Here is a 25,370-nt window from a genome sequence, read left to right as displayed (position 1 = left end):
TCCCTGCACAAGCCTGTTCCATTCTTGGCCCGCAGCGTCGTTATCCACATGGGGACAACGTCGAATAAGACTCATGACAGCCTCTAAAGGCGACTACAGTCCCAGCGCGACACCATCGGCGCGGGGATCGTGGGTCGCTTCGACGCGTCCGTTGCGCGGATGCTTCACCACCATGCCCGCATGGCCGAAGGCATCCGCCATGGATTGATCCAGTTCCTCGACCACATGCCCGCGGCGTGACAGCTCCCGGGCGAGGCTCGGGTCGAAGCGCTCCTCCACCTTGAGAGTGACGGGCTCCGCGCCCTCACCCCGAGCCAGCACCCAGCGCGGCGCCTCCACCGCATCGGCGAGCCCCATGCCGGAATCGGCGTAGCGGGTGAAGATCTGCGCCAGGACCTGCGGCTCCTCCGCGCCGCCAGAGCCATAGACCAGCACACGCCCGTCGTCGAAGGAAGCCAGGGCCGGATTGAGGGAATGAAACGGCTTGCGGCCTGGCTCCAGCGGGTTGGGGCTCGCTGGATCGAGGGAAAAGCCCATCCCGCGCGCATGCCAGTGGATGCTGGTAGAGGGCAGCACGCAGCCGGAGCCGAAGGCCGGACCGATGGATTGGGCATAGGATACGGCGAGGCCGCCCTTGTCGATGCACCCCATCCACAGCGACACACCCTGCGGTGGAAGCGACGGGACGAACGGTGCTGCATGACGGCCCTCGATCCGCGCCGCTTCCCGCACCAGTGCATCGGGTTCAAGCAAAGACCTGGGATCCTCGATGACCTTGCGCGGATCCGTCACCACCCGGTCGCGAATGGCAAAGGCGCGCTTCGAGGCCTCGATCAGCCCATGGTGACGCTCAGGGCTCTCTTCTCGCCTGACATTCAGCCGCCCGGCGATGCCGAGGATCAGCAGGGAGGCCAGCCCCTGGCTCGGCGGAGGCAAGTTGTAGATCGTGGATAATGGAAGTCCCACGGACAGGGGCTCAACCACCCGGGCGCGAAAAATCTCCAGGTCCCGGCGCAGAACGGGGCTGCCGATCCGCTCCAGATCGGTGGCGATCTCGCGCCCAACATCGCCACGGTAGAAATCGCCCAAGCCTGCATGGGCCAAGTGTCCCAGGGTATCCGCCAGCATCGGCAGGCGCCGTCGATCACCTGCGGACGGGCGCTTCCCCTCGTCCGTCAGGAACACGGAGAAGCCGGGAGCGGTGCGTAAGGCGTCGTCATCGGCAATCGCGGCGCGCGCTTCCACTCCTGCGACGGGAGAGCCCTCGCGGGCGAGGCGGATCGCGTCCCCCAACAGCAGATCGAGGGGAAGCTGTCCGCCCAGAGCCTTGGCCAGTTCGAGGCCGAGAAGCCATCCGCCGGCCACACCGGCAACCGTCAGAGCCGCCTCCGGTCCCCGAAGCGGGATAGTGTCAAAACCCTTATTCCGGTAGCGCCTGATGGTGGCAAGCATTCCGGCCCGGCCCGAGGCGTCGAGGGCATGGACCCGGCCGCCCGGCTCGCGGACCAGCCAGAAGCCGTCGCCGCCGAGACCGTTCATGTGCGGCAGAACGACCGCCGCCGTGGCCGCCATGGCGACCATCGCCTCGATGGCATTGCCGCCGGCGGCCAGGATCATCTGACCGGTCTCGGCGGCGGATGGATGAGGTGCCGCAACGGCGGCGGTGGAAAAGACGGGTGTTTCCGGCATGAGTGCGAAAGAGTAACACAGGATGAATGAAAGCCGGGCAAACCTTGCACCAGAGGGGGCGTTTAGGGTAGTGCCTGATCTTCAAAGAATGGAGTACGCGACCGTGGCTCAGCAGAAACGCATCAATACGCGCAATCTCGTCACCGTCCTGAGCATCATGATCCTTGTCGGCACGGAGGTGCTGGGGGTCGCGCTTTCGGGAGGATGGGCCATTGCGGGCCTGTTCGAGCTCGGCGACATCGTCGGCTACATCCTGATGGGGCTGTTCAGCCTGCTTGGTCTCTATGCCCTGTCCGTCCTCTGGCGCCGCTGCACCACGGTGGAGCCGATCGTCGAGAATGCCTAAGGCTCCTCACACGTCTTCATGACAACCGGATCCGCCTTGGGCGGCACGTAATCGCTCATCGGGCGGCATCGCCCCGAGATGCAGACCCGCCAGTCGGCCGTGGCGCCGGAACGTCGCAAGACCACCTCCCGCTGAGGCGGCAGGGCCGGGTGCCATTTCCATACCCCATCGACAAAGCGCGCCTCCGGCGGCGGCTCCATGCCTGCGCCCGAACCGCGCACCCGCGCCTCGACCAGTTCAAGCCCGGCCTTGCCCGCCCGCCAATCCTCCTCCCAGAGGATCTTTTCGACAGAATGCGTCCAGGCAAGCGTGATCGCACCGGCCAGAAGCGGCACGACCGTCGAGCCGGCGACGAGGCAGATCATCAACCGATCGCTGCCGCGGAAGTGCGGCGCGAGCGCCAGAAGTGGAAGGCGAAGAACAGGGCCGCCAGAGCGAACCCGACCTCGTCGGTGACGGGAAGCGCCAGCACAAGGAAAGCCGCTGCAACCGCGACCCACACCCGTTCCCACCAGGACATGCGCGTGTTGAGATAGCCGACCGAGGCCGCGCCCCAGAGCACGATGGCGAGCACCGTCTTGAACACGATATAGGCGACATTCACCCAATAGGCTCCGCCATCGAGCCCAGCGACCGGCTGCAGCATCAGGGTCGGATCGTAAACCGCCATATAGGGGATGACGAAGCCCGGCAGGGCGATGCGCATGGCCTGAAAGCCGATCTTGAAGCCGGAAGCCTTGGCGATAGGCGCCGCTGCGAAAGCGGCGAGCGCTACCGGCGGCGTCAGATCTGCCATGATGCCGAAATAGAAGACGAACATGTGCGAGATCACGAGGGGCACATCAAGCGTCAACAGGGCCGGCGCGGCGAGCGATGAGGTGATGATGTAATTCGGAATCGTTGGAATGCCCATGCCGAGCACCAGACTGACGAACATGGTCAGCACTAGCGAGGTAATGAGCGAATCCTTGCCGATCGACACGACCCAATTGCCGAAGATCGTTCCGATACCGGTCAGGGTCATGGTGCCGATCACGATGCCCACGACCGCACAGGCAAGCCCGACTGGAAGCGCTTGGCGCGCGCCGTCGGCGAGGGCATCGCGGCAGGCCTCGAGAGTCTCCCGGCCGCCGCGCACGAACAGGCTGAGGACAACCAGAACGGCAACCAGCAGCAGGACCAGGGTCACTCCGGCCCAAAGGAAGGCTGCGGCGATAAGGCCGAGGCCGACCCAGAAGACAAGGCGGATCGTTTCATTCACCAAGCCAAGAGCAAGAGCGCCGGCCAGGATGAGCACGACCGTGAGCGCAAGCCCGATCGAACCTGCGAAGAGCGGGGTATATCCAGCGAACAGGAGATAGACGAGGACCGCCAGCGGCAGGATGAGGTGCCATTTCTCCTTGAGCGCTCGCGCTGCGCTCGGCAACGCGGACCGCGCGAGGCCCCTGAGTCCGGACTTTCCAGCCTCCAGATGCACCGCCAGGAAGGCCGATGCATAGTAGAGGATGGCCGGAATGATCGCCGCCTTGACGATCTCGACATAGGGCATGTCGATGGTCTCGGCCATGATGAAGGCTACCGCGCCCATGACCGGCGGCATGATCTGGCCGCCCATGGAGGCGGTGGCTTCCACGCCTCCGGCAAACTCGGCCCGGTAACCGAAGCGCTTCATGAGCGGGATGGTGAACTGGCCGGTCGAGACGACGTTGGCGACGCCCGACCCCGAAATCGTGCCCATGAGGGCGGACGAAAAGACCGCCACCTTGGCAGGTCCGCCCGTGGCGCCCCCAAACAGACCCATGGCCACATCGGTGAAGAGCTGGATCATGCCGGCGCGCTCGAGAAAGGCGCCGAACAGAATGAACAGGAAGATATAGGTCGCCGAGACCAGGGTCGGTGTGGCGTAGAGCCCCTCCGTGCCGAAGGACATGTGCTCGATCACCTGCTCGAGAGAGTAGCCGCGATGGTCGAACGGCGCGGGCAGGTAGTTCCCGAACAGACAATAGGCGAGAAAGATGCCGGCAACGATGGGGAGAGCCGGGCCCATGACGCGCCAGACGAGATAGAACAGCACGGCGATGGCGGCGATACCGACGATGAGGTCGGCCTGAGTCAATTCACCGGCTCGGCTCACGAGATCGGTGTAGAAGCCCCAGTGATAGAGGCCGATTCCGAAGCCTATCAGGCCGACGATCCAGCTGAGCGCCAAGGAAAACGGGGTGCGGGCCTTGTGGTTGGCGAGCATCGCCCCTGCGACGAGGGAGAGGAAGCCCACATGGATCGCCCGGACAACTTGGCTCGGCAGGCTACCAGGAAACTTGAGGATAAGGCCATAGGTCACGGCGAGCGCAATCAATGCCAGAGCGCCGTTGACGACGCTGTGCCCGGCCATGCGCCGATAGGCGAGCCACGCTGCCCAAGCGACGAAGGCCGCACCGATGACATGGATCATCGAGATGCCGGCAAAAAACGGGCGATCGAGCGGGATACCGAAAGCGGTGATGACCTGGAAGGTCGAGAAGGAGACCGCAATCCAGAACAGGAGGCTGCCGAGCAGCCCTTGGCCGAAGTTTTCAGGCAGGCCGTGTTCCGGATTCGTGGGCGCGGAGGGCGCTTCCATCTGCGCGACTTCGGATTCGTTTACGGCCTCGCTCATGATACGTCGTCTCCCGATCCAATTATTTTTGGCCCAATGGCACGAAAAAGCCGGAGCAGTTCACCCGCCCCGGCTTGAATGTCAAATAAGCCGAAGGGTTTAGGAACCTTGTTTCTTCACGCCCTTCTCATCGAAATAACGCTGCGCGCCCGGGTGCACCGGAATAGGCATGCCGGAAAGGGCGCTCTCGAGCTTGATGTCGCGGGCTGCCGCATGGGCCGCAGCGAGCTCGGGCAGGCTCTCGTAGATGGCCTTGGTCATCTGATAGACGGTCTCGTCCTTCACGCCCGAATAGGTGACGAGATAGTTGACCACGGCGGCGGTCGGCACGGCGGCGGTCTGGCCGTCATAGGTATTGGCCGGGATCGAGACTTTCACGTAAGGCGAGCCGACCTTGTCCACCACGGCGGCCGGGATCTCCACCACCACGATTGGGACCGAGGTGGCCAGATCGCGGATGGAAGACACGCCGAGACCAGCCGATTGCAGGGTAGCATCGAGCTGGCGGTTCTTCATCAGCTCGACGGATTCGCCGAAGGGAAGATATTCGACCTTGCCGAGATCCTTGTAGGTCAGCCCGGCGCCCTGAAGAATCGCCCGGGCATTGAGCTCGGTGCCGGATTTGGGCGCGCCGACGGAAAGGCGCTTGCCCTTCAGATCCGCCAGCGTCTTGATGCCGGATTCCTTGGAGGCCACGATCTGGATGTAGTTGGGATAGATGGCGGTGATGCCGCGGAGCTTGTCGAGCTTCGACTTGAAGCCCGCCTCCTCGTCGCCCGCCCAGCCCATGGCCAAGCTGTCGCCGAGCGTAAAGCCGATTTCACCCTTGCCCTGCTGCAGCAGGTTCAGGTTCTCGACCGAGGCCTTCGTGGCCTGAACCGAGGGCCGGCTGCCCGGCATCTTCTCGGTGAATACCTTGGAAAGCGCGACGCCAAGCGGATAATAGACGCCCGAGGTGCCGCCGGTCAGGATATTGATGAAGTCCTGTGCCTGGGCGGGAACGCTTGCACCGGCAAGAGCAAGGGCGGCCGCCGCTCCGAGGAGACGACGGGTGAATGTTGGACGCATGGCGTAACTCCCTAAATTGCGGCGCTTCTCAAACAGCGCCTGTGAGTGGTTGCAGTTTGGCGGCTGACGCGAATTTCTCAAGAGGATAAGACTGACTTAATCCTGCCACCTTGGTCGGTAGGGGTCTTCATCTCCACGAGTTCAAGCACATCCCTCCATGTTCAATCGTCGTCAGTTTCTGGAATACGCCGCCGCAACGGCGGGTCTCGCCGCCACGGGATTTTCAGGCCCCGCCCTGGCCCAGCAGGGATTGAAGTTCGGAGCATCGGCTCCCTTTTCCTTCGAGGCGTTGAAGAAGCGCGCTCAGGACATGGCCAAGGGAGCCTACGTTCCGCCTCCCCAGCCTTCGTCGGAGCTGCTCTACCAGATCGACTACGACGCTCATGGCAAGATCAAGTTCAAGACCGATCTGGCGCTCTGGGCCAACGGGCCGAGCGAGTTCCCGGTCACCTTCTTCCATCTCGGGCGGTACTTCCAGAAGCCAGTGCGCATGCATGTGGTCGAGAAGGGTCAGGCCCGTGAGATTACTTACGACGATTCCTATTTCGACATGCCCGCCGATTCCCCGGCCCACAAGCTGCCAGTCAATTCCGGCTTCGCCGGTTTCCGGTTCCAGGAAGCGCGGGACGGCAAGCTCGACTGGCGCAAGAATGACTGGGTCGCCTTCCTCGGCGCGTCCTATTTCCGCGCCATCGGCGAACTTTACCAATATGGCCTCTCCGCCCGCGGCCTTGCGGTGGACGTTGCCGTCTACGGCAAGAACGAGGAATTTCCCGACTTCACCCATGTCTATTTCGACACCCCTCAGGCAGGCTCGGACACGGTGACGGTCTATGCCCTGCTCGACGGGCCCAGCGTCGCGGGCGCCTATCGCTTCGTGATGCAGCGGGCCAAGGCGGTCATCATGGACATCGAAGCCGCAGTCTACCTGCGCCACGATGTCAGCCGCCTCGGCATCGCGCCGCTGACTTCGATGTACTGGTATTCGGAGATGGCCAAGCCCAGCTCCATCGACTGGCGGCCTGAGATCCACGATTCGGACGGCCTCGCCATGTGGACGGGAACCGGCGAGCGCATCTGGCGTCCGCTCAACAACCCGCCGCGCATCATCACCTCGGCCTTTTCCGAGGAGAACCCGAAGGGGTTCGGCCTGCTCCAGCGCGACCGGAATTTCGACCATTATCTCGACGGCGTCTATTACGACCGCCGCCCCTCCCTCTGGATCGAGCCGCAAGGCACCTGGGGCAAGGGCGCGATCCAGCTCGTCGAGATCCCCACGGACGACGAGATCCACGACAACATCGTCGTCATGTGGGTGCCGGCGGAGCCCTCCCGTGCGGGCCAGTCCTTCGATTTCCGCTATCGCATGTCCTGGGCGGCGGACGAGCCCTACCCGACGCCGCTGGCCCGAGTCGTTGCAACCCGGTTCGGCAATGGCGGCCAGGCTGGAACCGCCCGCCCGAAGGGCGTGCGCAAGTTCATGGTGGAGTTCAAGGGCGAGCCCCTCTCCCGCCTGCCGAACGGCGTCATCCCGCGCCCGGTTCTCACCGCCTCGCGCGGCGAATTCTCGAACATCCTGACCGAGGCGGTGCCGAACGACGTGCCGGGCCATTGGCGCACCCAGTTCGACCTGACGGTGACCGGGACGGACCCCGTCGAGATGCGCTGCTACCTGCGCCAAGGCGACGAGATCCTGAGCGAAACCTGGCTCTATCAATACCATCCTGCATTCTAGTGGTTGTAGTCCGGAAAACTGCAATCAAAAAATGCGTATAAAATACTGTACGCCCTCTGGAAAGGGAGCCATTCTCCCTATACTAGAGCCTTATGAAGCATCACGATCATCAGCACGCACCCCATGCGGTTGCCGCTGCTCCGACCTTTTCGCTCCTGCGCCTGTCGGCCTGGGAGCGGATCGCCGGAGCGGGCGTCGTGCTGGCGATCCTATGGCTTCTGGTCTTTCTGGTTCTGGCGTGAGGTCGGGATGCGTGCCACATCGATCCGCTTCGACGAGGTCACCCTCGGCTATGGCCGCCGTCCCGCCGTCCATCACCTGGATGGGGAGATCGCCGCAGGCAGCCTGACGGCGATCGTCGGCCCTAACGGAGCCGGCAAATCGACCCTGCTGAAGGGCATCGTCGGCACCCTACGTCCCCTCGAAGGTCGGATCCATCTCGACGGCCCAGCCAACGCGCCCATCGCCTACCTGCCGCAGGCGGCGGAGATCGACCGCTCCTTCCCGCTCTCGGTCTACGATCTCGTCGCCATGGGCCTGTGGTCCCGCTCGGGCCTTCTCGGCGGCATCGGGCGCAAGGACCGGATAAGGACCGAGGAGGCGCTGGCGGCCGTCGGCCTCATCGGCTTCGAGCGGCGTCCCATCTCCACCCTCTCGGGAGGCCAGATGCAGCGCGCCCTGTTCGCGCGCCTGCTCTTGCAGGATTCCTCCGTGATCCTGCTCGACGAGCCCTTCACCGCCATCGATGCAAAAACTACCGCCGACCTGCTCGATCTCGTCCGCCGCTGGCATGACGAGGCCCGCACGGTCGTGGCCGTGCTGCACGATCTCGATGTGGTGAAGCGGGTGTTTCCGCAGACTCTTCTCATCGCCCGCGAACCGGTGGCCTGGGGCGAGACGAACGAAGTCCTGAGCCCGGAGAACCTGCTCAAGGCCCGCCGCATGGTCGAGGCGCACGATCCGCACGCGGCCCCATGCCACCGGAGCGCCGCGTGAACGCGCAGCATCATCTCGCGGGATACTGAGCATGTTCGAGTTCCTGATCAGTCCCTTTTCCGAGTTCGAATTCATGCAGCGCGCCCTGGTGGGCGTGGTCGCCATCGCGCTCGGCGGCGGGCCGGTCGGCGTCTTCCTGATGCTGCGCCGCATGAGCCTGACCGGCGATGCCATGGCCCATGCCATCCTGCCGGGCGCGGCCTTCGGTTATCTCATCGCCGGCCTGTCGCTGCCGGCCATGACCGTCGGCGGCCTGATCGCGGGCGTCGTCGTCGCCATGGCGGCGGGGTTGGTCTCGCGCTTGACCTCTCTGAAGGAAGATGCGTCGCTGGCGGCGTTCTATCTGCTGTCGCTGGCGCTCGGCGTCACCATCGTGTCCCTGCGCGGTTCCAATGTCGATCTGCTGCATGTGCTGTTCGGCACGGTGCTGGCGCTCGACGACAATACCCTTCTGCTGCTGGCCTCGATCTCCACCATCACGGTGCTGGCACTCGCCGTTCTCTACCGGCCTCTCGTGCTCGAATGCGTGGATCCCACCTTCCTGCGCTCGGTGAGCCGCTTCGGCACGCCGACGCATCTGATTTTCCTCGGCCTCGTGGTTCTCAATCTGGTCGGGGGCTTTCACGCGCTCGGCACGCTGCTGGCGGTGGGCATGATGATGCTGCCCGCCGCCGCCTCCCGCTTCTGGAGCACCGACATCACCGCGATGATGATCTGGTCCATCGCCATCGGCATCGTTTCCGGCTTTGGCGGCCTGCTCCTCTCGTTTCACGCGGAGCTTCCAGCGGGCCCCGCCATCATCCTGACGGCAGGCGGCATCTACGTGCTTTCCCTCGTGCTTGGCCGCGAGGGCGGCCTTTTATGGCTCGCATGGCCCGGCAAGCATCTCGAAGCCTGATCCACCTGAAAGGATAACGCCGATGCCGACGAGAAAGAGTGTGCTCTCGCTCTTGCTGGGATGCCTTGCCCTTGCGGGCACGCCCCTGACCGCAGCCGCCCAGACGCCGGAAAAGCTCAAAGTGGTCGCGACCTTCTCGATCCTCGGCGATCTCGTGCGCAATGTCGGCGGCGACCGGATCGAGGTGACGACCCTCGTCGGGCCCAACGGCGACGCCCATGTCTATTCGCCCACGCCGGCGGATGGGCGCCGCCTGGCCGAATCAAGGATCGTCTTCACCAACGGCCTCAAGTTCGAGGGCTGGATCGACCGCCTGATCAAGTCTTCCGGCACCAAGGCCGCCACGGTCGAGGTCGCCAAAGGCGTGAAAGCTCTCGACGGGGAAGAGGAGCATGGCCATGGACACGGCCATCATAGCGGGTTCGACCCTCACGCGTGGCAGAGCATCGCCAATGCCAGGATCTATGTCGCCAATATCCGCGATGCCTTGATCGCCGCCGATGCGGGCGGAAAGGCGGCTTACGAAGCCAATGCCGCCGATTACCTCAAGAAACTCGATGCCGTCGAGGCGGAGGTGAAGGATCTGGTATCGCGCATCCCGGCCGACCGCCGCAGGATCATCACCTCCCATGACGCCTTCCGTTATTTCGAGGACGCCTACGGCATCGAGTTCATCTCGCCCCAGGGCGTATCCACGGATTCCGAGGCCTCGGCCAAGGACGTGGCCAAGATCATCCAGCAGATCAAGCGCGAGAAGATCAAGGCGGTGTTCGTGGAAAACGTCTCGGATCCGCGTCTTATGGAGCGCATAGCCAAGGAAACCGGGGCCAAGATCGGCGAGCCGGTCTTCTCCGACGCGCTCTCCGGACAGAACGGCCCAGCCGGCACTTACATTGACATGATGAGACACAATATAAGGGCTTTCAGCACGGCCCTGTCGAGCTGAGCGAGTTTCCGCATCCCCGGCCCATGTCGGGGATGCTTCTTTCAAACGCCCCTTCTGGAACATCCGATGACCGACAAGATTCCCGTTACCGTTCTCACAGGCTATCTCGGCGCCGGAAAGACGACGCTCCTCAACCGCATCCTCACCGAGCCGCACGGCAAGAAATACGCCGTGATCGTCAACGAATTCGGCGAGATCGGCATCGACAACGAGCTCGTCGTCGGCGCCGACGAGGAAGTGTTCGAGATGAACAACGGGTGCATCTGCTGCACCGTGCGCGGCGATCTGATCCGCATTCTCGACGGTCTGATGAAGCGCAAGGGCAAGTTCGACGCCATCATCGTCGAAACCACCGGGCTCGCCGACCCTGCCCCCGTGGCCCAGACCTTCTTCATGGACCAGGACGTGTCCGACACCGCCCGGCTCGACGCCGTCGTGACGGTGGCCGATGCCAAGTGGCTTTCCGACCGGCTGAAGGACGCGCCCGAAGCCAAGAACCAGATTGCCTTCGCCGATGTGATCATTCTGAACAAGACCGATCTCGTGACGCCCGAGGAGCTGGAAGAGGTCGAGGCGCGCATCCGCGCCATCAATCCCTATGCCAAGCTCCACCGCACGCAGAACTGCGCCATTCCGATCGATGAGGTGCTCGACCGCAAGGCTTTCGATCTCGACCGCATCATCGAGCTCGAGCCCGACTTCCTGGAGGAAGGCCATCACCATCATCACGACGAGGAGATGCAATCGATCTCCGTGCGGGTGGATGGCGAGGTCGATCCGGAAAAGTTCATGCCGTGGATTTCCAATCTCACGCAGGTCGAGGGCCCCAACATCCTGCGCTGCAAGGGCATCGTCGCCTTCCCGAACGAACCGAAGCGCTTCGTGTTCCAGGGCGTGCACATGATCCTCGACGGCGATGTGCAGGGCGACTGGAAGCCTGGAGAAAAGCGGGATTCCAAGGTCGTGTTCATCGGGCGCGACCTGAACGAAAAAGCGATCAAGGAAGGGTTCCTGGCCTGCGCGGTTTAAGGACCACAGACACTCTCATCCCGGGGCTGCGCAGCGGAACCCGGGATCGTGTTCCGGATGATGCGCCTTTCTCCATGCGATCCCGGATCGCCCAGGGCGCCCGGATGACAGCCACTCCCCTGGCCCTTGCCCCCGATCAGCCAACATATGCTATTGGCTCCCTAAGAAGGGATTGCCCGAATGACCGCTCAAACCGCTCCGTCTCTCACACAGAACATCACTCCTATCGAGGCCGGTGCGCATGTCGCCGCCGTCGGTTGGCTCAAGGGCACGGCCGCATTCGGATTGGGGGACGGCGGCGTGCTGCTGGCAAAGGGTGGGGAGACCCATCGGGTCGATGCGCATCCCGATGCAGGCGTGCTGGTGGCATTGAGCGACGGCGAACGCTTCGTCACCGGCGGCGATGATGGCCGCGTGGTGGTGACGGGCGCGGACGGCTCGACGAAAACGCTCGCCGAGACCAAGGGCGCGTGGATCGACTCGCTTGCCGTCAATGCCAACGGCGCCTTCGCCTATGGCGCGGGCAAGCGCGTGATCGCCCGTGACGACAAGGGCCGCGAGAGAACCCTCGAGGTGCCCTCGGCCGCGCGCGGCATCGCCTTCGCACCCAAGGGCTACCGGCTGGCGATTTCCCACTACAACGGCGCGACGCTCTGGTTTCCCAATGTGGAGGCAAAGCCGGAAGTGCTCGAATGGAAGGGCTCGCATCTCGACGTCATCTGGTCGCCGGATGCGCGCTTCGTCGTCACCTCCATGCAGGAGAACGCCCTGCACGGCTGGCGGCTCGTGCCCGACAAAGGTCATATGCGCATGTCCGGCTATCCGTCGAAGACGCGCTCCCTGTCCTGGTCCCACGACGGCAAGTGGCTTGCGACCTCCGGCGCGGAAGCCGCCATCATCTGGCCCTTCGAATCGAAGGAAGGCCCCATGGGCAAGCAGCCGCGGGAATGCGGCGTGCGCCCGGCCAAGGTCAGCCGTGTCGCGTTCCATCCCAACGCCTATGTGCTCGCTGTCGGCTATGAGGATGGCTGCATCCTCCTGATCCGTCTCAACGATGCCTCGGAACTTCTTGTCCGCCCCGCATTGAAGGATAGCGGCGTCACCGCGCTCGCCTGGGACAAGGCCGGCCGGCACCTTGCTTTCGGCTGCGAAGACGGAAAAGCTGGCATTCTCACTCTTCCCACCTGAGGTGAACCATGACGCGGTTGGGGGCTTTCCTGAGAGGCACGTTCGGCATGCCGAAGCCCGACCGGCAAGCCATCGAGCGCGTCAAGGACTGGGCCAGCGCAGCGCTTCAGCCGCATCCGGAAACGGCTTTCGCCGTCAACGAAATCGCCTGTACCGACCCCTCCTGTCCCGGCATCGAGACCGTCATCCTTGTCATGGAGCCAGGCGTGAAGACGCGTGCCTACAAGGTGGCCAAGCCGCTGGACGAGGTGACGGAACAAGATATCGGCGATGCTCTTAAAGCTTGAGGAGGTGGTGCTTGTCCCGAATCGTCCGCATCGTCGCTTTCGGTTTCGGATTGCTGGGCGGCGTCCTTGCCTCGCAAGGCCCTGAATTCTCGCAGCAATACCGCCAGCGCCTCGGCGGTGCCATCGACGAGTTGAACAAGGTCCTCCAGCGATTCGATGCGGATGCGCAGGTCAACGGCGAGACGCAAGCAACCGCCATCGCCCGCCTGCGCGGCAATCCGGACAACCTCGTCAGCCGCCAGGGCGTCGCCATGCAGGCGAATACCGAACGCCTGACACGCCTTCAGGCCCATCGCCAGACCATGCTCGAAGCCGGCCCGTTCATGCGGGTCGCCCTCATGGTGCGGGACGGCGACGTGGATGTGATGGAGGCGGCCTATCGCGATTTCGAGCCCGCTGTGCCCGTGACGGAGGAAGGAATCCTCGCGGCCGCTGCCGGGTTCATCGCCCTGTGGGGCGGCTTTCTGCTACTGGCAGGTTTTCTGCGAAGCCTGAGACGGCCCCGCGCCCCGACACTGCGCGCCTGATCACGCGCTGCTTTCGGGCTTTCCGGACAGAACCACGTAGAAGCCCAGCCCGTCCTGCGCCGGCAGGGTCTGCAGGCGGCCGATCCAGCCGCGCTTCTTGGCTTCAAGCAAGGCTTTGCCGACGGGCTGGAACAGGGTCTCTCCGCCGCCTTCCGGCGGCGGAGACAGGCGGATGGCGACCGCCTTGCCTTGCGCGAAGCGGCTGCGTTCCAACATGTCCTGAATGGAGCCTACCGCCTGCTCGCGGGAGGCGCCGCGCAGATCGAGGACGGCTTCCGCGTCCACGATGCCCAAGGAGCCACGGAGCTTGTCGGCGTAGAATGGCTCGAAATGGGGCATGTACTGATCGCTTTCCGTCGTGTCCGGGCGGGCTTCCGGCATCCACACCTTTGCTTCACTCAGGTTAGAAGACGTGGGTGGCCGGCTCAAGACCGACCACCCCATCAATAGAGCTACCTCACGAGGACGTTCCGGAACTGCCACGGGTCGGAAGCGTCGATATCCTCCGGGAAGAAGCCGGGACGGCCCTCGAGCGGCGTCCAGTCGGTATAGACGCCGACGACGGGACCGAGATAGGGCATCTGCACTTCGAGGCAACGGCGGAAATCGAGATCGTCCGCCTCGACGATGCCGGCATTCGGGTTCTCCAGCGCCCACACCATGCCCGCGAGCACGGCAGAGGTGACCTGAAGGCCGGTGGCGTTCTGGTAAGGCGCCAAAAGCCGCGTCTCGTCGATGGAGAGCTGCGAGCCGTACCAATAGGCGTTCTTGCCATGGCCATAGAGGAGCACGCCGAGCTCGTCGATGCCGTCGACGATCTCGGCCTCGGTGAGGATATGGAACTTGTCCTGCGCCTTGCCGGCATTGCCGAACATCTCGTGCAGCGACAGCACCGCCTCGTTGCAGGGATGATATGCGTAGTGGCAGGTTGGACGATAAGTGACCTCGCCGCCCTCGCGCACCGTGAAGTAATCGGCGATCGAGATCGACTCGTTATGCGTCACCAGGAAGGCGCGCTGCGCCTGCGCGGTCGGCGTCCAGGAGCGCACGCGGGTATCCGCGCCCGGCTGAAGCAGGTAGATCGCGGCCTGAGAGCCCTTCTCGTGCGTGCCCGCATTCGCCGGCATCCACTTTTCATGGGTGCCCCAGCCGAGCTCGGCCGGCTGCAGGCCCTCCGACACGAAGCCTTCGACGGACCAGGTGTTGACGAACACGTTCATGGGCTTCTCGGACGTGGCGCGCTGCGTGTCGCGCTCCGCGATGTGAATGCCCTTCACTCCGGCTTGGCTCATGAGGCGCGCCCAGCCTTCACGGGATTTCGGCTCCTCGTACTTGATGCCCAGGTCGTTGGCGAGGTTGAGCAGCGCTTGCTTCACGAACCAGGACACCATGCCGGGATTGGCGCCGCAGCAGGATACAGCGGTCGTGCCACCGGGATTCCTGCGGCGTGCGTCGAGAATGATCTCGCGCAGGGCATAATTGGTGCGGGCCTCGGGACCGGCGTTCTTGTCGAAATAGAACCCCAGCCACGGCTCGGCGACCGTGTCGATATAGAGCGCGCCGAGTTCGCGGCACAATTCCATGATATCGCGCGAGGACGTGTCCACCGACACGTTCACGCAGAAGCCCTGGCCGCCGCCTTCCGTCAGAAGAGGTTGCAGCAGATGACGGTAATTGTCGGGGGTCAGGCCCTGATGAATGAAGCGGATGCCACGCTCGTCGAGCATGTGGCGATCCGCATCGTTGGGATCGATGACCACCAGGCGGCTCTTGTCGAACTCGAAATGGCGTTCGATCAGGGGCAACATTCCTTTGCCGATCGAGCCGAAGCCGATCATCACGATCGGGCCGGTGATACGGCCATGGACGGGCCAGTTGGTCATCGATGGTACTCCTTCGTCAGGTAGGCGACGGGTTAGGGTTGATCGGTGGCAAACGAACGCGCGCCGCACCATTCATTTCGGTGCGGCGCGCGTCAACTCTTGATAGGCTTATGCGGCGCGGTTGTAACCCGCGATGGCGCCTTGGGCCGCCGCGGCGACGAGCGCCGCGAGATCAGGCTTCTGCTCGAACCTGCCGGTCGCCGAGACGAGGCCGTGCGCGCCGTCGAGGGAGCCTGCCTCAAGCTCGCGCGCCAGAAAGCGGCCGCGCTCGTAAGGACCCGGCAACCAGAGAGAGCCGGTCTTTTCGGCCGAAAAGCCGAAGCGTTCGTAATAGGGCGCATCGCCCACCAGCAGCACGGCCTTGTGGCCTTGGCCGGCAGCGCGAGCCAGAGCCTCGCGCATCAGCTTTCCGCCGAGCCCGAGACTCTGGCAGGCGGGATCGATGGCGATCGGACCCAGCATCAGTGCAGGCCGGTTCGGCCCGGCGGAGATGTGCCAGAGACGGACGGTACCGATGACGGTGCCGTCCCGCTCGACAACGAGCGACAGGCCGTCGGCCGGCATCCTGCCCTCACGCAGGCGTTCGCAGGTCTTCTGGAACCGGGCGGCTCCGAAGCAGGCATCGAGCAGCGCCTCGCGCGCCTCGACATCGCGGATGATTTCCTCGCGGATGGTGATCATGGCCGTAGCCTCCCGAGCATGGGGTGAGCGACAGCCCTCGCACCTGCTTGAAAACAAGCAGGCCGTCCGGGACAACTTTTGGGGGTTGGAGCCTGTCTCGCAGTCCGAGACAGGCGGGACGTGAGTTAGATCACGTAGGACTTCAAGGGCGGGAAGCCGTTGAACGCGACCGCCGAATAGGTGGTCGTGTAGGCACCCGTTCCCTCGATCAGCACCTTGTCGCCGATCTCCAGCGAGATCGGGAGCGGGTAAGGCTCCTTCTCGTAGAGAACGTCCGCCGAATCGCAGGTCGGTCCGGCCAGCACGCACGGAACCTTGCGGTCGCCGTCGCGCTCGCTGCGGATCGGATAGCGGATCGACTCGTCCATCGTCTCGGCGAGACCGCCGAACTTGCCGATGTCGAGATAGACCCAGCGCACCTCGTCCTCATCCTGGCTCTTCTTCGAGATCAGAACGACCTCGGCCTCGATGATGCCCGCATTGCCGACCATGCCGCGGCCCGGCTCGATGATCGTCTCGGGGATGCGGTTGCCGAAATGCTTCGAGAGCGCCCGGAAGATCGACTCGCCATAGGCTTCCACCTGCGGGATCGACTTCAGGTACTTCGTCGGAAAGCCGCCGCCGAGATTGACCATCGACAGATGGATGCCACGCATGCCGCATTCACGGAAGATCGTGGACGCGGAGGCGAGCGCCTGATCCCAGGCTTCCGTGTTGCGCTGCTGCGAGCCGACATGGAACGAGACGCCATAGGCTTCGAGGCCATGACGATAGGCGTGCTCCAGCACGTCCACCGCCATTTCGGGCATGCAGCCGAACTTGCGCGAGAGAGGCCATTCCGCGCCTGCGCCGTCGCACAGGATTCGGCAGAACACCTTCACCTCGGAGGCCGGCACGCCGACCTGAGCCGCCGCACGCACGATCTTCTCGACCTCGACCTCGCAATCGACCGCGTAGAGGCGCACGCCGAGCTCGAGAGCCCGCGCGATATCACGCTCCTTCTTGATCGTGTTGCCGAAGGAAATGCGCTCGGGCGTTGCACCCGCGTCGAGGGCGAGCTGGATTTCGACCACGGACGCCGTGTCGAAGCACGAGCCGAGATCGGCCAGGGCCTTCAGTACCTCGGGCGCAGGATTCGCCTTCACGGCGTAGAACACACGCGTGTCGGGAAGCGCACGGGCGAACTTGGAGTAGTTGTCGCGCACGACATCGAGGTCGACGACCACGCAGGGGCCATCCTCACGTCGGTTGCGCAGGAATTCACGGATGCGCTGAGTCATGGCGCTCTCCCCACCAAAGGTTCAATGGAGGTCTTCAAGCCTCCGGATTGAAATTCAGACGTCGCGAGATTCCTTGAAGGAGTCCTGCGCGTCCGGCGTCAGCGAGGGAAGATGACATCCCGCCTTCGTGCGATGGAGACACGACAGGCGGCGATGGGCTCTTCACCCGACGATGCTGCCTTGGATTGGATGGGGAATTCCCGTCCGCACGCCTGGCAATGATAAACAAGCCTCTTCGGTGCTGACCTGTGGAGGGCCAACGAGACCAAAAAAGCCCGTTCGTCGTTGCTTTAAGCCACGTCCCCCGTTGAGAGCGGGGTACGCCGGTTTCGCCTCCGGCTGCCGGTTAGGGGTATCGAGAACTAGGTCGTTCTCGGGCGGCTGTCCGGCCTCTTGTCCGGATGCCCACCAACCGGCACGCGACCACAGGCACGTGCGAAATTGGGCAACTCTCAAATAGGCCCAACAGCCCAGGATCACAAGATCTTTTTAGCCTTATCCGGGGATTTTTTCGAAGCTCCCGCCGCCCCACCTTAAACATTCGTATCGTTCAGCTTTTATTAAGCGGGACAGGTAGACGGAGACATGGCCCCGCTTCATACCGACGTCGACCTCCGGCCCCTCTTTCGCCCAAGAAGAACCGCTCTGCCCATGACGAATCTGACTCGCCGAATCATTCTGCAAGGCCTTCTCGCCAGCGTCGCCCTGCCGGCGCTCGCGCAACAGAATGGCGTTCCGGCCCCCAATCCGTTCCGTTTCGAGGATGTCGTTCGCCGGGCCCGGGAGCTGTCGTCGAAGCCCTATGAACCGATGGCGTCGCAATTGCCCGAACCTCTGAACCGGCTCAGCTTCGACGATTACAGGGATATCCGCTTCCGTCCCGAAAAGGCGCTTCTTGCCTCGAGCGGCAGCCCCTTCCGGATGCAGCTGTTCCACCTCGGCTTCCTCTATCAGCGCCCGGTGACCGTGAACGTCCTGCGGGACGGGGTGCCGACCCCGGTCCCCTATCAGCGCGAATTGTTCGATTACGGGCACAACAAGATCGAGAAACCCCTGCCGGTCAATCTGGGCTTTGCCGGGTTCCGCCTGCATTACCCGGTCAACAATCCCAAGGTTTTCGACGAGGTCATCGCGTTCCTGGGAGCGAGCTATTTCCGTTTTCTCGGGGCCGACCAGAAATATGGCGCGTCCGCCCGGGGCCTGGCAATCAATGTGCAAGGCGGCGAAGCGGAGGAATTTCCCCATTTCCGCGAGTTCTGGATCGAGATGCCCAAGCCGGACAGCGATCAGGCGACGATCTACGCCCTTCTCGACAGCCCGTCCGTTGCTGGCGCCTATCGCTTCGTTCTCTATCCGTCGAAGGAGACGACCCTCGATGTGACGGCGACGCTGTTTCCCCGGCAGACGATCCCGAATGTGGGCCTGGCCCCCCTCACCTCGATGTTCTTCGAGGGCGAGAACGAGCGCAAGCGGACGGACGATTTCCGGCCGGAACTCCATGATTCGGACGGGCTGCTCATGCAGTCCGGCGCGGGCGAATGGATCTGGCGTCCGCTGCGCAACCCCGCCCGCAAGACCGTCTCGTCCTTCAGCGACAAGAATCCGCGTGGCTTCGGCCTGATGCAGCGGGACCGGGTTTTCGAAAATTACCAGGATCTCGAGACCTCCTATCACAAGCGGCCGAGCTACTGGGTCGAGCCTATCGGCGAATGGGGCGAGGGTCGGGTCGAGCTGGCCGAAATCCCCACGCCCGACGAGACCCACGACAATATCGTCGCCTATTGGCAGCCGAACCGCCCTTATGAAGCGGGGCAGGAGATCACGGTGACCTACCGGCTGCGGGCTCTCACCACATCGAACGGCATGCATCCGGGCGGCAAGGCCATCAATACCTTCCAGACCCCCGCCCGCAACAGCGGCTCGAACGGCCCGAGCGACCCCACCCATCGCCGCTTCATCATCGATTTCGCCGGCGGGGACTTGGCCTATTACTTGGCGGACCCCGAACAGGTGAAGCTCATTCCGACCACGTCGGCCGGCACCATCACCCACACCTTCATCGTGCCGAACGAGCACACGAAGGGTTTTCGGGTAGCCATCGACGTCAAGCTCGACCCCGGCCAGTCCACGGATCTCCGCGCCTTCCTGCGCGCCGGCAACAAGACCTTGACGGAAACCTGGACTTATCCCTGGTCGGTGGAATGATCTCGCCTCGATGAGGCTGCGCCGGTCTTGCCAAGCCTCACCATCGCCTGCACAGAAGCGGGCGTGAACGGCGGGCTTCGGCTGCCGGATGCAAGAGGATCGCTGCGGATGACGTTGAAAATTCGTGTTTCCTGGGCTCTGGCCGCCTGTCTCGGCTGGGGCGCCACCGCCGCCCTGGCGCAGCAGCCCCTGACCGAAGTCACCTTCGGCACCAATTGGATCGCCCAAGCCGAGCACGGCGGCTATTACCAGGCCGTCGCGGACGGGACTTTCGAGAAATACGGGCTGAAAATCACCATCGTGCCGGGCGGGCCGCGCGCCAACAACCGCATGCTGATGACGGTCGGGAAGCTCGACTTCTACATGGGCGGCAGCATGATCCAGGCCTTCTCGGCGGTCGAGAAGGATATTCCGACCGTCGTGGTTGCGGCCCATTTCCAGAAGGAGCCGCAGGTTCTTCTCAGCCATCCAGGCCAGGGGCTCGATACGTTCCAGGACTTGAAGAAGTCGAACGGCATCCTGCTGTCGAAGGACGGCTTCGCCACCTTCTATCAATGGATGAAGGCGGAATACGACTTCAAGGACGAGCAGGTGAAACCCTACGGCTTCAATCCCGCTCCCTTCATCGCCAACAAGCAAGCCGTCCAGCAGGGCTATGCCACATCCGAACCCCTTACCATCGAGAAGGCGGCCGGGTTCAAGCCGAACGTGTTCCTTCTGGCCGATCACGGGTTCAGCACCTATTCGACCACCGTCGAGACGCGCCACGAGCTGATCGAGAAGAATACCGATCTCGTGCAGCGCTTCGTCGATGCCTCGACCATCGGCTGGTACAATTATCTCTACGGCGACAACGCCAAGGCGAACGCCCTCATCAAGCGCGACAATCCCGAGATGACGGACGAGCTGATCGCCTATTCGATTGCCAGGATGAAGGAATACGGCATCGTCGATTCCGGGGATGCCAGAACGCTCGGCATCGGCGCCATGACCGACGCGCGGATGAAGGATTTCTTCGACAAGATGGTGAAGGCCGGCCTCTTCAAAGCCGATCTCGACTACAAGAAGGCCTATACGCTCCGGTTCGTGAACAAGGGCGTAGGGCTCGATCTCAGGAAATAGGAGGGCAGCGCCGCTTCACGGCATTGCTGCACCCATGGCAGAGCCCGTTGCCCCCCTCGTGTCCCTCAATGGCATCTCCAAGGTTTTCGCCAATGGCGTGACGGCTCTTGCCGGGTTTCACCTCGATATCCGGGAAGGCGAGTTCGTCTCGCTGCTCGGCCCTTCGGGCTGCGGGAAATCGACGGCGTTGCGACTCATCGCAGGCCTGGCCCAGCCGACGGCAGGGAGCGTGATCTGGCCAGGCCCTGCGGGTCTCGATCACCGCGCTGAGATCGGCTTCGTGTTCCAGGAGCCGACCCTGATGCCCTGGGCCAATGTGACCGACAATGTATGGCTTCCCTTACGCCTGCGCGGGATCTCGAAGAGGGAAGCGCAAGGCCGCATCGCGGAAAGCCTGTCCCTCGTCGGGCTGGAGGCCTTTGCCGAGGCCTATCCCCGGGAATTGTCCGGCGGCATGAAAATGCGGGTCTCCATCGCCCGTGCGCTGACCTTGAAGCCGCGGCTTCTGCTGATGGACGAGCCCTTCGGCGCGCTCGACGAGATCACCCGTTTCCGGTTGAACGACGACCTTCTGAGATTGAAGCGCGATCTTTCCTGCACCATCGTGTTCGTAACCCATTCGGTCTTCGAGAGTGTCTATCTCTCGGACCGGGTCGCGGTCATGACTCCGCACCCCGGCTGCATCGCCGCCGAAATCCGCGTGGATCGATCTGGAGAGCGCAGCATGAATTTTCGCACCAGCGCCCGCTATGCGGAATTGTGCCGGGATGTATCGCAGGTTCTGGCCGAACTGACCTCGAACGAGCCCTTGTAGCCATGCTGGACGATCCCTTCCAGCGCCCGGTGTTTTCCGACCATTGGCGCAGCGTTGCCAAAATCGTCCTGCCGCTTCTGGTCTTCGTTGCCGCCCTCGCCGCCTGGGAGTTCTATGTGCGGATCGCGGCGGTTCCGCCCTATATCCTGCCCGCACCGGGCCTGATCGGGAGAACCATCGTCAAGGACTGGCCAATCCTGTCGGCATCGCTCGTCGTGACGCTCAAGACCACTCTTCTCGGTCTCGGCCTTGCCGTCTTCGGCGGGGTGACGCTTGCAGTCGTCTTGAGCCTCTCGCGGATCGTGGAATATTCGCTCTATCCCTTCGCCGTGGTGCTGCAGGTCACTCCCGTGATCGCGATCGCGCCTCTGCTCCTGATCTACATGCCGCAGGATATCGCCGTGCTCGCCTGCGCCTGGATCGTGGCGTTCTTCCCCATTCTCTCGAACACCATGCTCGGCCTGCAATCGGTCGATCGCGGTCTTCTCGAGCTGTTTGCGCTCTATGGCGCCCCGTCCGCTCACGGGCCGGTGGCCCGCCTTCGCTCCCGGGTGAGGGCCTTATGGTATCTGCGCCGCCCGGCGGCGCTCCCGGCCTTTCTGGCGGGATTGCGCATCGCCGCCGGCCTGTCCCTGATCGGCGCGGTCGTCGCGGAGATGGCGGCAGGGTCGGCGGGCGCCGGGTCGGGTCTCGCCTACCGCGTCATCGAGAGCCAATACCGGCTCAATATTCCCCGCCTGTTCGCGGCCCTCGTTCTTTTGGCGGCGACTGGCGTTATTTTGTTTCTATTGATGGCCGCCTTATCTCATATTCTCTTGAAGCGCTGGCACGAGAGTGCCGTCGCGCAGGATAGATGAAACGGTGATGCCGGATCTTGTCTGCTGGTGAAATGAATCTGTCATCGAACCGTCACGACTTCCGCTCATGGTGAGCCGTGCCTAAGCTTTCAAGGGCGGGGGATTGGATGGACAAAGACAATAAGCATCCGGGCGTGAAGAGCGTCGGCTGGTCCTTGGTTCAGGCAGCACGCCTTCATCGCAGCCGCACGGGAGACAAGCTCTCCGAGCTCGGCCTCTTTGCTGGGCAGGAGCAGGTGCTCCAGGCCCTGGCCAATTCGGGCACCATGACGATGGGTGATCTTGCCCTCATCCTTCGCGTTCGGCCACCGACTGCCTCCAAGACCATATCCCGCCTCTCGTCCCTGAAGCTTGTCGAGCGTCATACGGAGCCCGGCGACGCGCGCGTGGTGCGCGTGAAGCTGACCAAGGAAGGCAAGAAGAAGGCCGCCGCGATCAACGCTCTGTGGGATGAAGTCGAGGACGAGCTTTTGGCCGGCTTCGATAACAAGGACCGCAAACGCCTGAGAAAGCTCCTGCGCAAGGCCGCAAAGAATCTTGCCAGCATCACGGGGGCCGATCCGAGCGGCTTCGATGCCGATGACGAACTCGATGAAGTCGGGACCCTGGAAGAGCCGGTTGCCGCTACAGCCTGAAATACAGCTTTTGCGGCCGCGATCGTTATGATCGTTATCTGGAACGCAAGGGCCGTGCGCGGGGAAACAGTCTCTGATCGGCCGCGTCTCCGCACCCGGACTCTGTTCACCCAGATGGTAGAGGCAATCGTCGGCGGCAAAGCCATCACCGTGATGACAAATCCTGGCATGCGGGTTTCGTAGAAGATTGCCTGATCACCGGCTCTCCAAGCCAGACTCCGTCGTTGCATCAAGTTGCACACCAAGCCGTCCTTGATGCCTTCTATCATCGAGATGATGCTCTAATTAACACGACATAATCGAACACGAGGCTCATGGTCTCTTGGGCCATCATGATGGCTCGCCATCGAGCAGCATGAGAGATGGGCACAAGAATGCAAGACGCACAGGAGCCAGTTCTCAAACTCGTCCGGCTCGCAGATCTGCGACCCACGCAGATTACGGTTGGCATGCGGGAAGTGGAGGAGAAATGCCGCAGCTGGCGCAATAAGGGCAGCAAAGCCGCGGAATCCTTGGGCATGCACCTGATCCCCGTGGTCGTCGGACCGAAGGGACGCTGCTACATCCTCGATCACCACCATCTGGTGCTGGCTCTTCATCGCGAAGGAGTCGAGCATGCGCTGGCCTCTGTCATGGCAGATCTGAGTGGGTTGGAGAGGGATGCGTTCTGGTTCGTGCTCGCCCACAAGAACTGGATGCATGTCTATGACGCCGAGGGTCGACTCAGGACCCATCAGGACATTCCGAAATCTATCGATGGGCTTGTCGACGATCCGTACCGATCACTTGCCGGTGAACTCCGGCGCATAGGCGGCTTTGCCAAGGACACGACGCTCTATAGCGAGTTCCTCTGGGCCGACTTCCTCCGGCGGAATATCAAGCGAAAACGGGTGCAGGACAGATACGAGCGGGCCCTGGATCAGGCGCTCAAACTCGCTAAGAGCCGTCAAGCTGAATACCTGCCTGGCTGGTGCGGCGCTACGGGCGGTTCCGACTGACGAGCCGGACGAGCCAGGAGGCTGCGGCAGCAGCGATATGACCTCATAATCCGTTCATAACCCTTAGGACGGGACTCGCGGCTACGGTCAATCTTGAGTTTCCTTGAGGACGTCTACTGACCTTTGGCAAGGACCAAGGCAGGGAACTCAAGTCCTTTGCGCCAGCCAGTCACGAAGGGCGCCATCGAGAAGCAGCTTCCGAGCGCTGGAGCGGCGCAATGCCTGAAGCAGAGGGGCGCTCGCGCTCCTGCCAGCCTATACGCCTGCCGCAACTACCGATCGTAGTACAAACGCGCGTTGCATCACGGTTTACGTAACATAATTATCTTTTTAAACAGTATTACAAATCTCTAAAAGAACTTCTGTCGAGTCATTCTAGAGCCACTCTACTAAATTAGATGCACTTATAGAGGCCTATATGCTTAACAGGCCATTGAAATCCTTCCTGTCGTGGACTGAGAATACAGATGCACTGCGTAATCGGATGCTGTGCACTTCCATTCTTGACGTCTTCGCTAAGGAACCTATTAATGCATTCTCTCCAGACCCAATTCGACGGTTCAGCTCCTCTGGGAACTAGCCGGATCTTCTCTCCATTGACCAACGCCGAGCGGATAGCCGTTCCAGCGCATGTCGAGGTTGCCAATACACAATTTCCGAACATCGACACCATGCTCGATCCTGAAACCAGGACGTACTGGGCCGCGATGCGCCCGAGCATCCGCCCGATTTTCACGATGGATCTCCTGCATGACATGAAGAGAATGCAGAGCTCGATTGCACAGATCTTCGACAGGCGCCGTAGCGATGCGCGTCAGCCTATCGAATACGTAGTGTTTAGCTCCCGCACACCGGGAATCTATAACATGGGTGGCGATCTCGCGCATTTTGCAGAGCGCATCCGGGCCAGGGATCGCGAGAGCATGCAAGCTTACGCTTATGCCTGCATCGACGTGATCTATGGCAATGCTCACGCCTTCAACACGCCAGTGATCACCATGGCGCTGGTTCAGGGGGATGCTTTGGGCGGCGGCTTCGAATGCGCATTGTCGTTCGATCTGATCGTAGCCGAAAGGAGCGCCAAGATGGGGTTGCCCGAAGTGCTGTTCAATCTGTTCCCTGGCATGGGCGCCTACAGCTTCCTCTCCCGACGGATCGGCTCGGTCGCAGCCGAGAAGATGATCATGAGCGGCAAGCTTTATACGGCCGAAGAACTTCATGCCCTCGGCGTCGTTGATGTCCTCGCCGAGGACGGCGAAGGCGAGATGGCGGTGCAGGAATATATCGAGCGCAACAACCGGAAGCACAATGCCCACAATGCCATCTATCGGGCACGACGCCGCGTGAACCCTGTAACGTACGAGGAACTGCGCGATATCGTCGATATCTGGGTCGATGCTGCTCTGAAGTTGACGGACCTGGATCTGCGCAAGATGGCTCGCCTCACGACGGCGCAGGATCGCCGCCTGGCGGCGGCCCTGGCACCCTATGCCATAGCGGCGGAATGACCCGCGCCTTGGCCACGATGCG

At 62.8% G+C, this 25,370-nt stretch carries 25 protein-coding genes; 17 read left to right on the top strand and 8 right to left on the bottom strand.

From position 1 onward, the window contains the following. Positions 1-93: 93 nt before the first annotated feature. Positions 94-1,689, bottom strand: coding sequence for a gamma-glutamyltransferase family protein (locus AB4Y97_RS16510; protein WP_442000135.1), 1,596 nt, complete (start codon positions 1,687-1,689; stop codon positions 94-96). Between the two features lie 121 nt (positions 1,690-1,810). Here AB4Y97_RS16510 and AB4Y97_RS16505 point away from each other — a divergent pair, with 121 nt between their 5' ends. Continuing rightward, positions 1,811-2,035, top strand: a complete 225-nt coding sequence (locus AB4Y97_RS16505; protein ID WP_442000237.1) for a hypothetical protein — start codon at positions 1,811-1,813, stop codon at positions 2,033-2,035. Here the strand turns inward: AB4Y97_RS16505 and AB4Y97_RS16500 are convergent. The 3 genes from AB4Y97_RS16500 to AB4Y97_RS16490 form a co-directional block, all read right to left on the bottom strand. Continuing rightward, positions 2,032-2,400 (bottom strand): DUF1850 domain-containing protein, encoded by a 369-nt coding sequence (locus AB4Y97_RS16500; protein ID WP_442000134.1) that lies wholly within the window; start codon positions 2,398-2,400, stop codon positions 2,032-2,034. The genes AB4Y97_RS16505 and AB4Y97_RS16500 overlap by 4 nt on opposite strands. Next, a complete protein-coding gene (locus AB4Y97_RS16495; RefSeq protein WP_442000133.1) occupies positions 2,400-4,691 on the bottom strand; it encodes a TRAP transporter permease in 2,292 nt (763 codons plus the stop codon). The genes AB4Y97_RS16500 and AB4Y97_RS16495 overlap by 1 nt, the downstream gene beginning before the upstream one ends. A 99-nt stretch (positions 4,692-4,790) precedes the next feature. Continuing rightward, complete coding sequence (locus AB4Y97_RS16490) at positions 4,791-5,759, bottom strand: TAXI family TRAP transporter solute-binding subunit (RefSeq protein ID WP_442000132.1); 969 nt, start codon at positions 5,757-5,759, stop codon at positions 4,791-4,793. 157 nt (positions 5,760-5,916) lie between these two features. On the opposite strand from AB4Y97_RS16490, the gene AB4Y97_RS16485 reads away from it, so the two are divergent. The 9 genes from AB4Y97_RS16485 (at position 5,917) to AB4Y97_RS16445 (ending at position 13,365) form a co-directional block, all read left to right on the top strand. After that, positions 5,917-7,494 carry a glucan biosynthesis protein gene (locus AB4Y97_RS16485; protein ID WP_442000131.1) on the top strand — a complete coding sequence of 526 codons (1,578 nt, stop codon included), beginning with the start codon at positions 5,917-5,919 and terminating at the stop codon, positions 7,492-7,494. Positions 7,495-7,586: 92 nt separating this feature from the next. Then, positions 7,587-7,736 (top strand): hypothetical protein, encoded by a 150-nt coding sequence (locus AB4Y97_RS16480; protein ID WP_442000130.1) that lies wholly within the window; start codon positions 7,587-7,589, stop codon positions 7,734-7,736. Positions 7,737-7,743: 7 nt separating this feature from the next. Next, the gene (gene aztA / locus AB4Y97_RS16475; RefSeq protein WP_442000129.1) at positions 7,744-8,490 is read left to right on the top strand and encodes a zinc ABC transporter ATP-binding protein AztA; all 747 of its coding nucleotides are present in this window, start codon (positions 7,744-7,746) and stop codon (positions 8,488-8,490) included. A gap of 31 nt (positions 8,491-8,521) precedes the next feature. After that, positions 8,522-9,388: a zinc ABC transporter permease AztB gene (gene aztB / locus AB4Y97_RS16470; protein ID WP_442000128.1), complete on the top strand. Its 867-nt coding sequence runs from the start codon at positions 8,522-8,524 to the stop codon at positions 9,386-9,388. A gap of 22 nt (positions 9,389-9,410) precedes the next feature. After that, a complete protein-coding gene (locus AB4Y97_RS16465) occupies positions 9,411-10,334 on the top strand; it encodes a metal ABC transporter substrate-binding protein (protein WP_442000127.1) in 924 nt (307 codons plus the stop codon). Between the two features lie 66 nt (positions 10,335-10,400). Next, complete coding sequence (locus tag AB4Y97_RS16460; protein ID WP_442000126.1) at positions 10,401-11,363, top strand: CobW family GTP-binding protein; 963 nt, start codon at positions 10,401-10,403, stop codon at positions 11,361-11,363. 180 nt (positions 11,364-11,543) lie between these two features. Beyond that, a complete protein-coding gene (locus AB4Y97_RS16455) occupies positions 11,544-12,551 on the top strand; it encodes a WD40 repeat domain-containing protein (RefSeq protein WP_442000125.1) in 1,008 nt (335 codons plus the stop codon). A gap of 8 nt (positions 12,552-12,559) precedes the next feature. Then, positions 12,560-12,838 carry a hypothetical protein gene (locus AB4Y97_RS16450; protein ID WP_442000124.1) on the top strand — a complete coding sequence of 93 codons (279 nt, stop codon included), beginning with the start codon at positions 12,560-12,562 and terminating at the stop codon, positions 12,836-12,838. Between the two features lie 11 nt (positions 12,839-12,849). Beyond that, complete coding sequence (locus AB4Y97_RS16445; RefSeq protein WP_442000123.1) at positions 12,850-13,365, top strand: DUF2937 family protein; 516 nt, start codon at positions 12,850-12,852, stop codon at positions 13,363-13,365. On the opposite strand, the gene AB4Y97_RS16440 is transcribed toward AB4Y97_RS16445, so the two are convergent. The 4 genes from AB4Y97_RS16440 to AB4Y97_RS16425 all read right to left on the bottom strand — a co-directional run bounded on the left by AB4Y97_RS16440 (position 13,366) and on the right by AB4Y97_RS16425 (position 17,209). Continuing rightward, on the bottom strand, positions 13,366-13,704 hold the full coding sequence (locus AB4Y97_RS16440) for a hypothetical protein (protein WP_442000236.1): 339 nt from the start codon (positions 13,702-13,704) through the stop codon (positions 13,366-13,368). Between the two features lie 113 nt (positions 13,705-13,817). Beyond that, positions 13,818-15,248, bottom strand: coding sequence for a homospermidine synthase (locus tag AB4Y97_RS16435; protein WP_442000122.1), 1,431 nt, complete (start codon positions 15,246-15,248; stop codon positions 13,818-13,820). 108 nt (positions 15,249-15,356) lie between these two features. Continuing rightward, positions 15,357-15,929 carry a GNAT family N-acetyltransferase gene (locus tag AB4Y97_RS16430; RefSeq protein WP_442000121.1) on the bottom strand — a complete coding sequence of 191 codons (573 nt, stop codon included), beginning with the start codon at positions 15,927-15,929 and terminating at the stop codon, positions 15,357-15,359. A gap of 125 nt (positions 15,930-16,054) precedes the next feature. Beyond that, a complete protein-coding gene (locus AB4Y97_RS16425; protein WP_442000120.1) occupies positions 16,055-17,209 on the bottom strand; it encodes a type III PLP-dependent enzyme in 1,155 nt (384 codons plus the stop codon). Between the two features lie 651 nt (positions 17,210-17,860). On the opposite strand from AB4Y97_RS16425, the gene AB4Y97_RS16420 reads away from it, so the two are divergent. The 7 genes from AB4Y97_RS16420 to AB4Y97_RS16390 all read left to right on the top strand — a co-directional run bounded on the left by AB4Y97_RS16420 (position 17,861) and on the right by AB4Y97_RS16390 (position 25,348). After that, positions 17,861-19,414, top strand: coding sequence for a glucan biosynthesis protein (locus AB4Y97_RS16420; RefSeq protein WP_442000119.1), 1,554 nt, complete (start codon positions 17,861-17,863; stop codon positions 19,412-19,414). Positions 19,415-19,522: 108 nt separating this feature from the next. Beyond that, positions 19,523-20,536 carry an ABC transporter substrate-binding protein gene (locus AB4Y97_RS16415; protein WP_442000118.1) on the top strand — a complete coding sequence of 338 codons (1,014 nt, stop codon included), beginning with the start codon at positions 19,523-19,525 and terminating at the stop codon, positions 20,534-20,536. A gap of 34 nt (positions 20,537-20,570) precedes the next feature. Next, positions 20,571-21,350, top strand: coding sequence for an ABC transporter ATP-binding protein (locus AB4Y97_RS16410; protein WP_442000117.1), 780 nt, complete (start codon positions 20,571-20,573; stop codon positions 21,348-21,350). 2 nt (positions 21,351-21,352) lie between these two features. Next, positions 21,353-22,207 carry an ABC transporter permease gene (locus AB4Y97_RS16405; protein WP_442000116.1) on the top strand — a complete coding sequence of 285 codons (855 nt, stop codon included), beginning with the start codon at positions 21,353-21,355 and terminating at the stop codon, positions 22,205-22,207. Positions 22,208-22,314: 107 nt separating this feature from the next. Next, complete coding sequence (locus tag AB4Y97_RS16400; RefSeq protein WP_442000115.1) at positions 22,315-22,842, top strand: MarR family winged helix-turn-helix transcriptional regulator; 528 nt, start codon at positions 22,315-22,317, stop codon at positions 22,840-22,842. Positions 22,843-23,216: 374 nt separating this feature from the next. After that, positions 23,217-23,840 carry a ParB-like protein gene (locus tag AB4Y97_RS16395; protein WP_442000114.1) on the top strand — a complete coding sequence of 208 codons (624 nt, stop codon included), beginning with the start codon at positions 23,217-23,219 and terminating at the stop codon, positions 23,838-23,840. Between the two features lie 530 nt (positions 23,841-24,370). Next, complete coding sequence (locus AB4Y97_RS16390; protein WP_442000113.1) at positions 24,371-25,348, top strand: crotonase/enoyl-CoA hydratase family protein; 978 nt, start codon at positions 24,371-24,373, stop codon at positions 25,346-25,348. The last annotated feature ends 22 nt before the right edge of the window (positions 25,349-25,370 follow it).

The sequence above is a fragment of the Microvirga sp. 2TAF3 genome (genome assembly GCF_052114965.1).
Lineage (GTDB): Bacteria > Pseudomonadota > Alphaproteobacteria > Rhizobiales > Beijerinckiaceae > Microvirga.
This window is presented reverse-complemented; position numbering and strand designations above follow the sequence as displayed.

Excerpts from the sequence above, each read along its gene's own strand:
- AB4Y97_RS16510 (WP_442000135.1), bottom strand. The coding sequence starts at position 1,689 with ATGCCGGAAACACCCGTCTTTTCCACCGCCGCCGTTGCGGCACCTCAT.
- AB4Y97_RS16500 (WP_442000134.1), bottom strand. The coding sequence starts at position 2,400 with ATGATCTGCCTCGTCGCCGGCTCGACGGTCGTGCCGCTTCTGGCCGGT.
- AB4Y97_RS16495 (WP_442000133.1), bottom strand. The coding sequence starts at position 4,691 with ATGAGCGAGGCCGTAAACGAATCCGAAGTCGCGCAGATGGAAGCGCCC.
- AB4Y97_RS16490 (WP_442000132.1), bottom strand. The coding sequence starts at position 5,759 with ATGCGTCCAACATTCACCCGTCGTCTCCTCGGAGCGGCGGCCGCCCTT.
- AB4Y97_RS16485 (WP_442000131.1), top strand. The coding sequence starts at position 5,917 with ATGTTCAATCGTCGTCAGTTTCTGGAATACGCCGCCGCAACGGCGGGT.
- AB4Y97_RS16480 (WP_442000130.1), top strand. The coding sequence starts at position 7,587 with ATGAAGCATCACGATCATCAGCACGCACCCCATGCGGTTGCCGCTGCT.
- aztA (WP_442000129.1), top strand. The coding sequence starts at position 7,744 with ATGCGTGCCACATCGATCCGCTTCGACGAGGTCACCCTCGGCTATGGC.
- aztB (WP_442000128.1), top strand. The coding sequence starts at position 8,522 with ATGTTCGAGTTCCTGATCAGTCCCTTTTCCGAGTTCGAATTCATGCAG.
- AB4Y97_RS16465 (WP_442000127.1), top strand. The coding sequence starts at position 9,411 with ATGCCGACGAGAAAGAGTGTGCTCTCGCTCTTGCTGGGATGCCTTGCC.
- AB4Y97_RS16460 (WP_442000126.1), top strand. The coding sequence starts at position 10,401 with ATGACCGACAAGATTCCCGTTACCGTTCTCACAGGCTATCTCGGCGCC.
- AB4Y97_RS16455 (WP_442000125.1), top strand. The coding sequence starts at position 11,544 with ATGACCGCTCAAACCGCTCCGTCTCTCACACAGAACATCACTCCTATC.
- AB4Y97_RS16450 (WP_442000124.1), top strand. The coding sequence starts at position 12,560 with ATGACGCGGTTGGGGGCTTTCCTGAGAGGCACGTTCGGCATGCCGAAG.
- AB4Y97_RS16440 (WP_442000236.1), bottom strand. The coding sequence starts at position 13,704 with ATGCCCCATTTCGAGCCATTCTACGCCGACAAGCTCCGTGGCTCCTTG.
- AB4Y97_RS16435 (WP_442000122.1), bottom strand. The coding sequence starts at position 15,248 with ATGACCAACTGGCCCGTCCATGGCCGTATCACCGGCCCGATCGTGATG.
- AB4Y97_RS16430 (WP_442000121.1), bottom strand. The coding sequence starts at position 15,929 with ATGATCACCATCCGCGAGGAAATCATCCGCGATGTCGAGGCGCGCGAG.
- AB4Y97_RS16425 (WP_442000120.1), bottom strand. The coding sequence starts at position 17,209 with ATGACTCAGCGCATCCGTGAATTCCTGCGCAACCGACGTGAGGATGGC.
- AB4Y97_RS16420 (WP_442000119.1), top strand. The coding sequence starts at position 17,861 with ATGACGAATCTGACTCGCCGAATCATTCTGCAAGGCCTTCTCGCCAGC.
- AB4Y97_RS16415 (WP_442000118.1), top strand. The coding sequence starts at position 19,523 with ATGACGTTGAAAATTCGTGTTTCCTGGGCTCTGGCCGCCTGTCTCGGC.
- AB4Y97_RS16410 (WP_442000117.1), top strand. The coding sequence starts at position 20,571 with ATGGCAGAGCCCGTTGCCCCCCTCGTGTCCCTCAATGGCATCTCCAAG.
- AB4Y97_RS16405 (WP_442000116.1), top strand. The coding sequence starts at position 21,353 with ATGCTGGACGATCCCTTCCAGCGCCCGGTGTTTTCCGACCATTGGCGC.
- AB4Y97_RS16400 (WP_442000115.1), top strand. The coding sequence starts at position 22,315 with ATGGACAAAGACAATAAGCATCCGGGCGTGAAGAGCGTCGGCTGGTCC.
- AB4Y97_RS16395 (WP_442000114.1), top strand. The coding sequence starts at position 23,217 with ATGCAAGACGCACAGGAGCCAGTTCTCAAACTCGTCCGGCTCGCAGAT.
- AB4Y97_RS16390 (WP_442000113.1), top strand. The coding sequence starts at position 24,371 with ATGCATTCTCTCCAGACCCAATTCGACGGTTCAGCTCCTCTGGGAACT.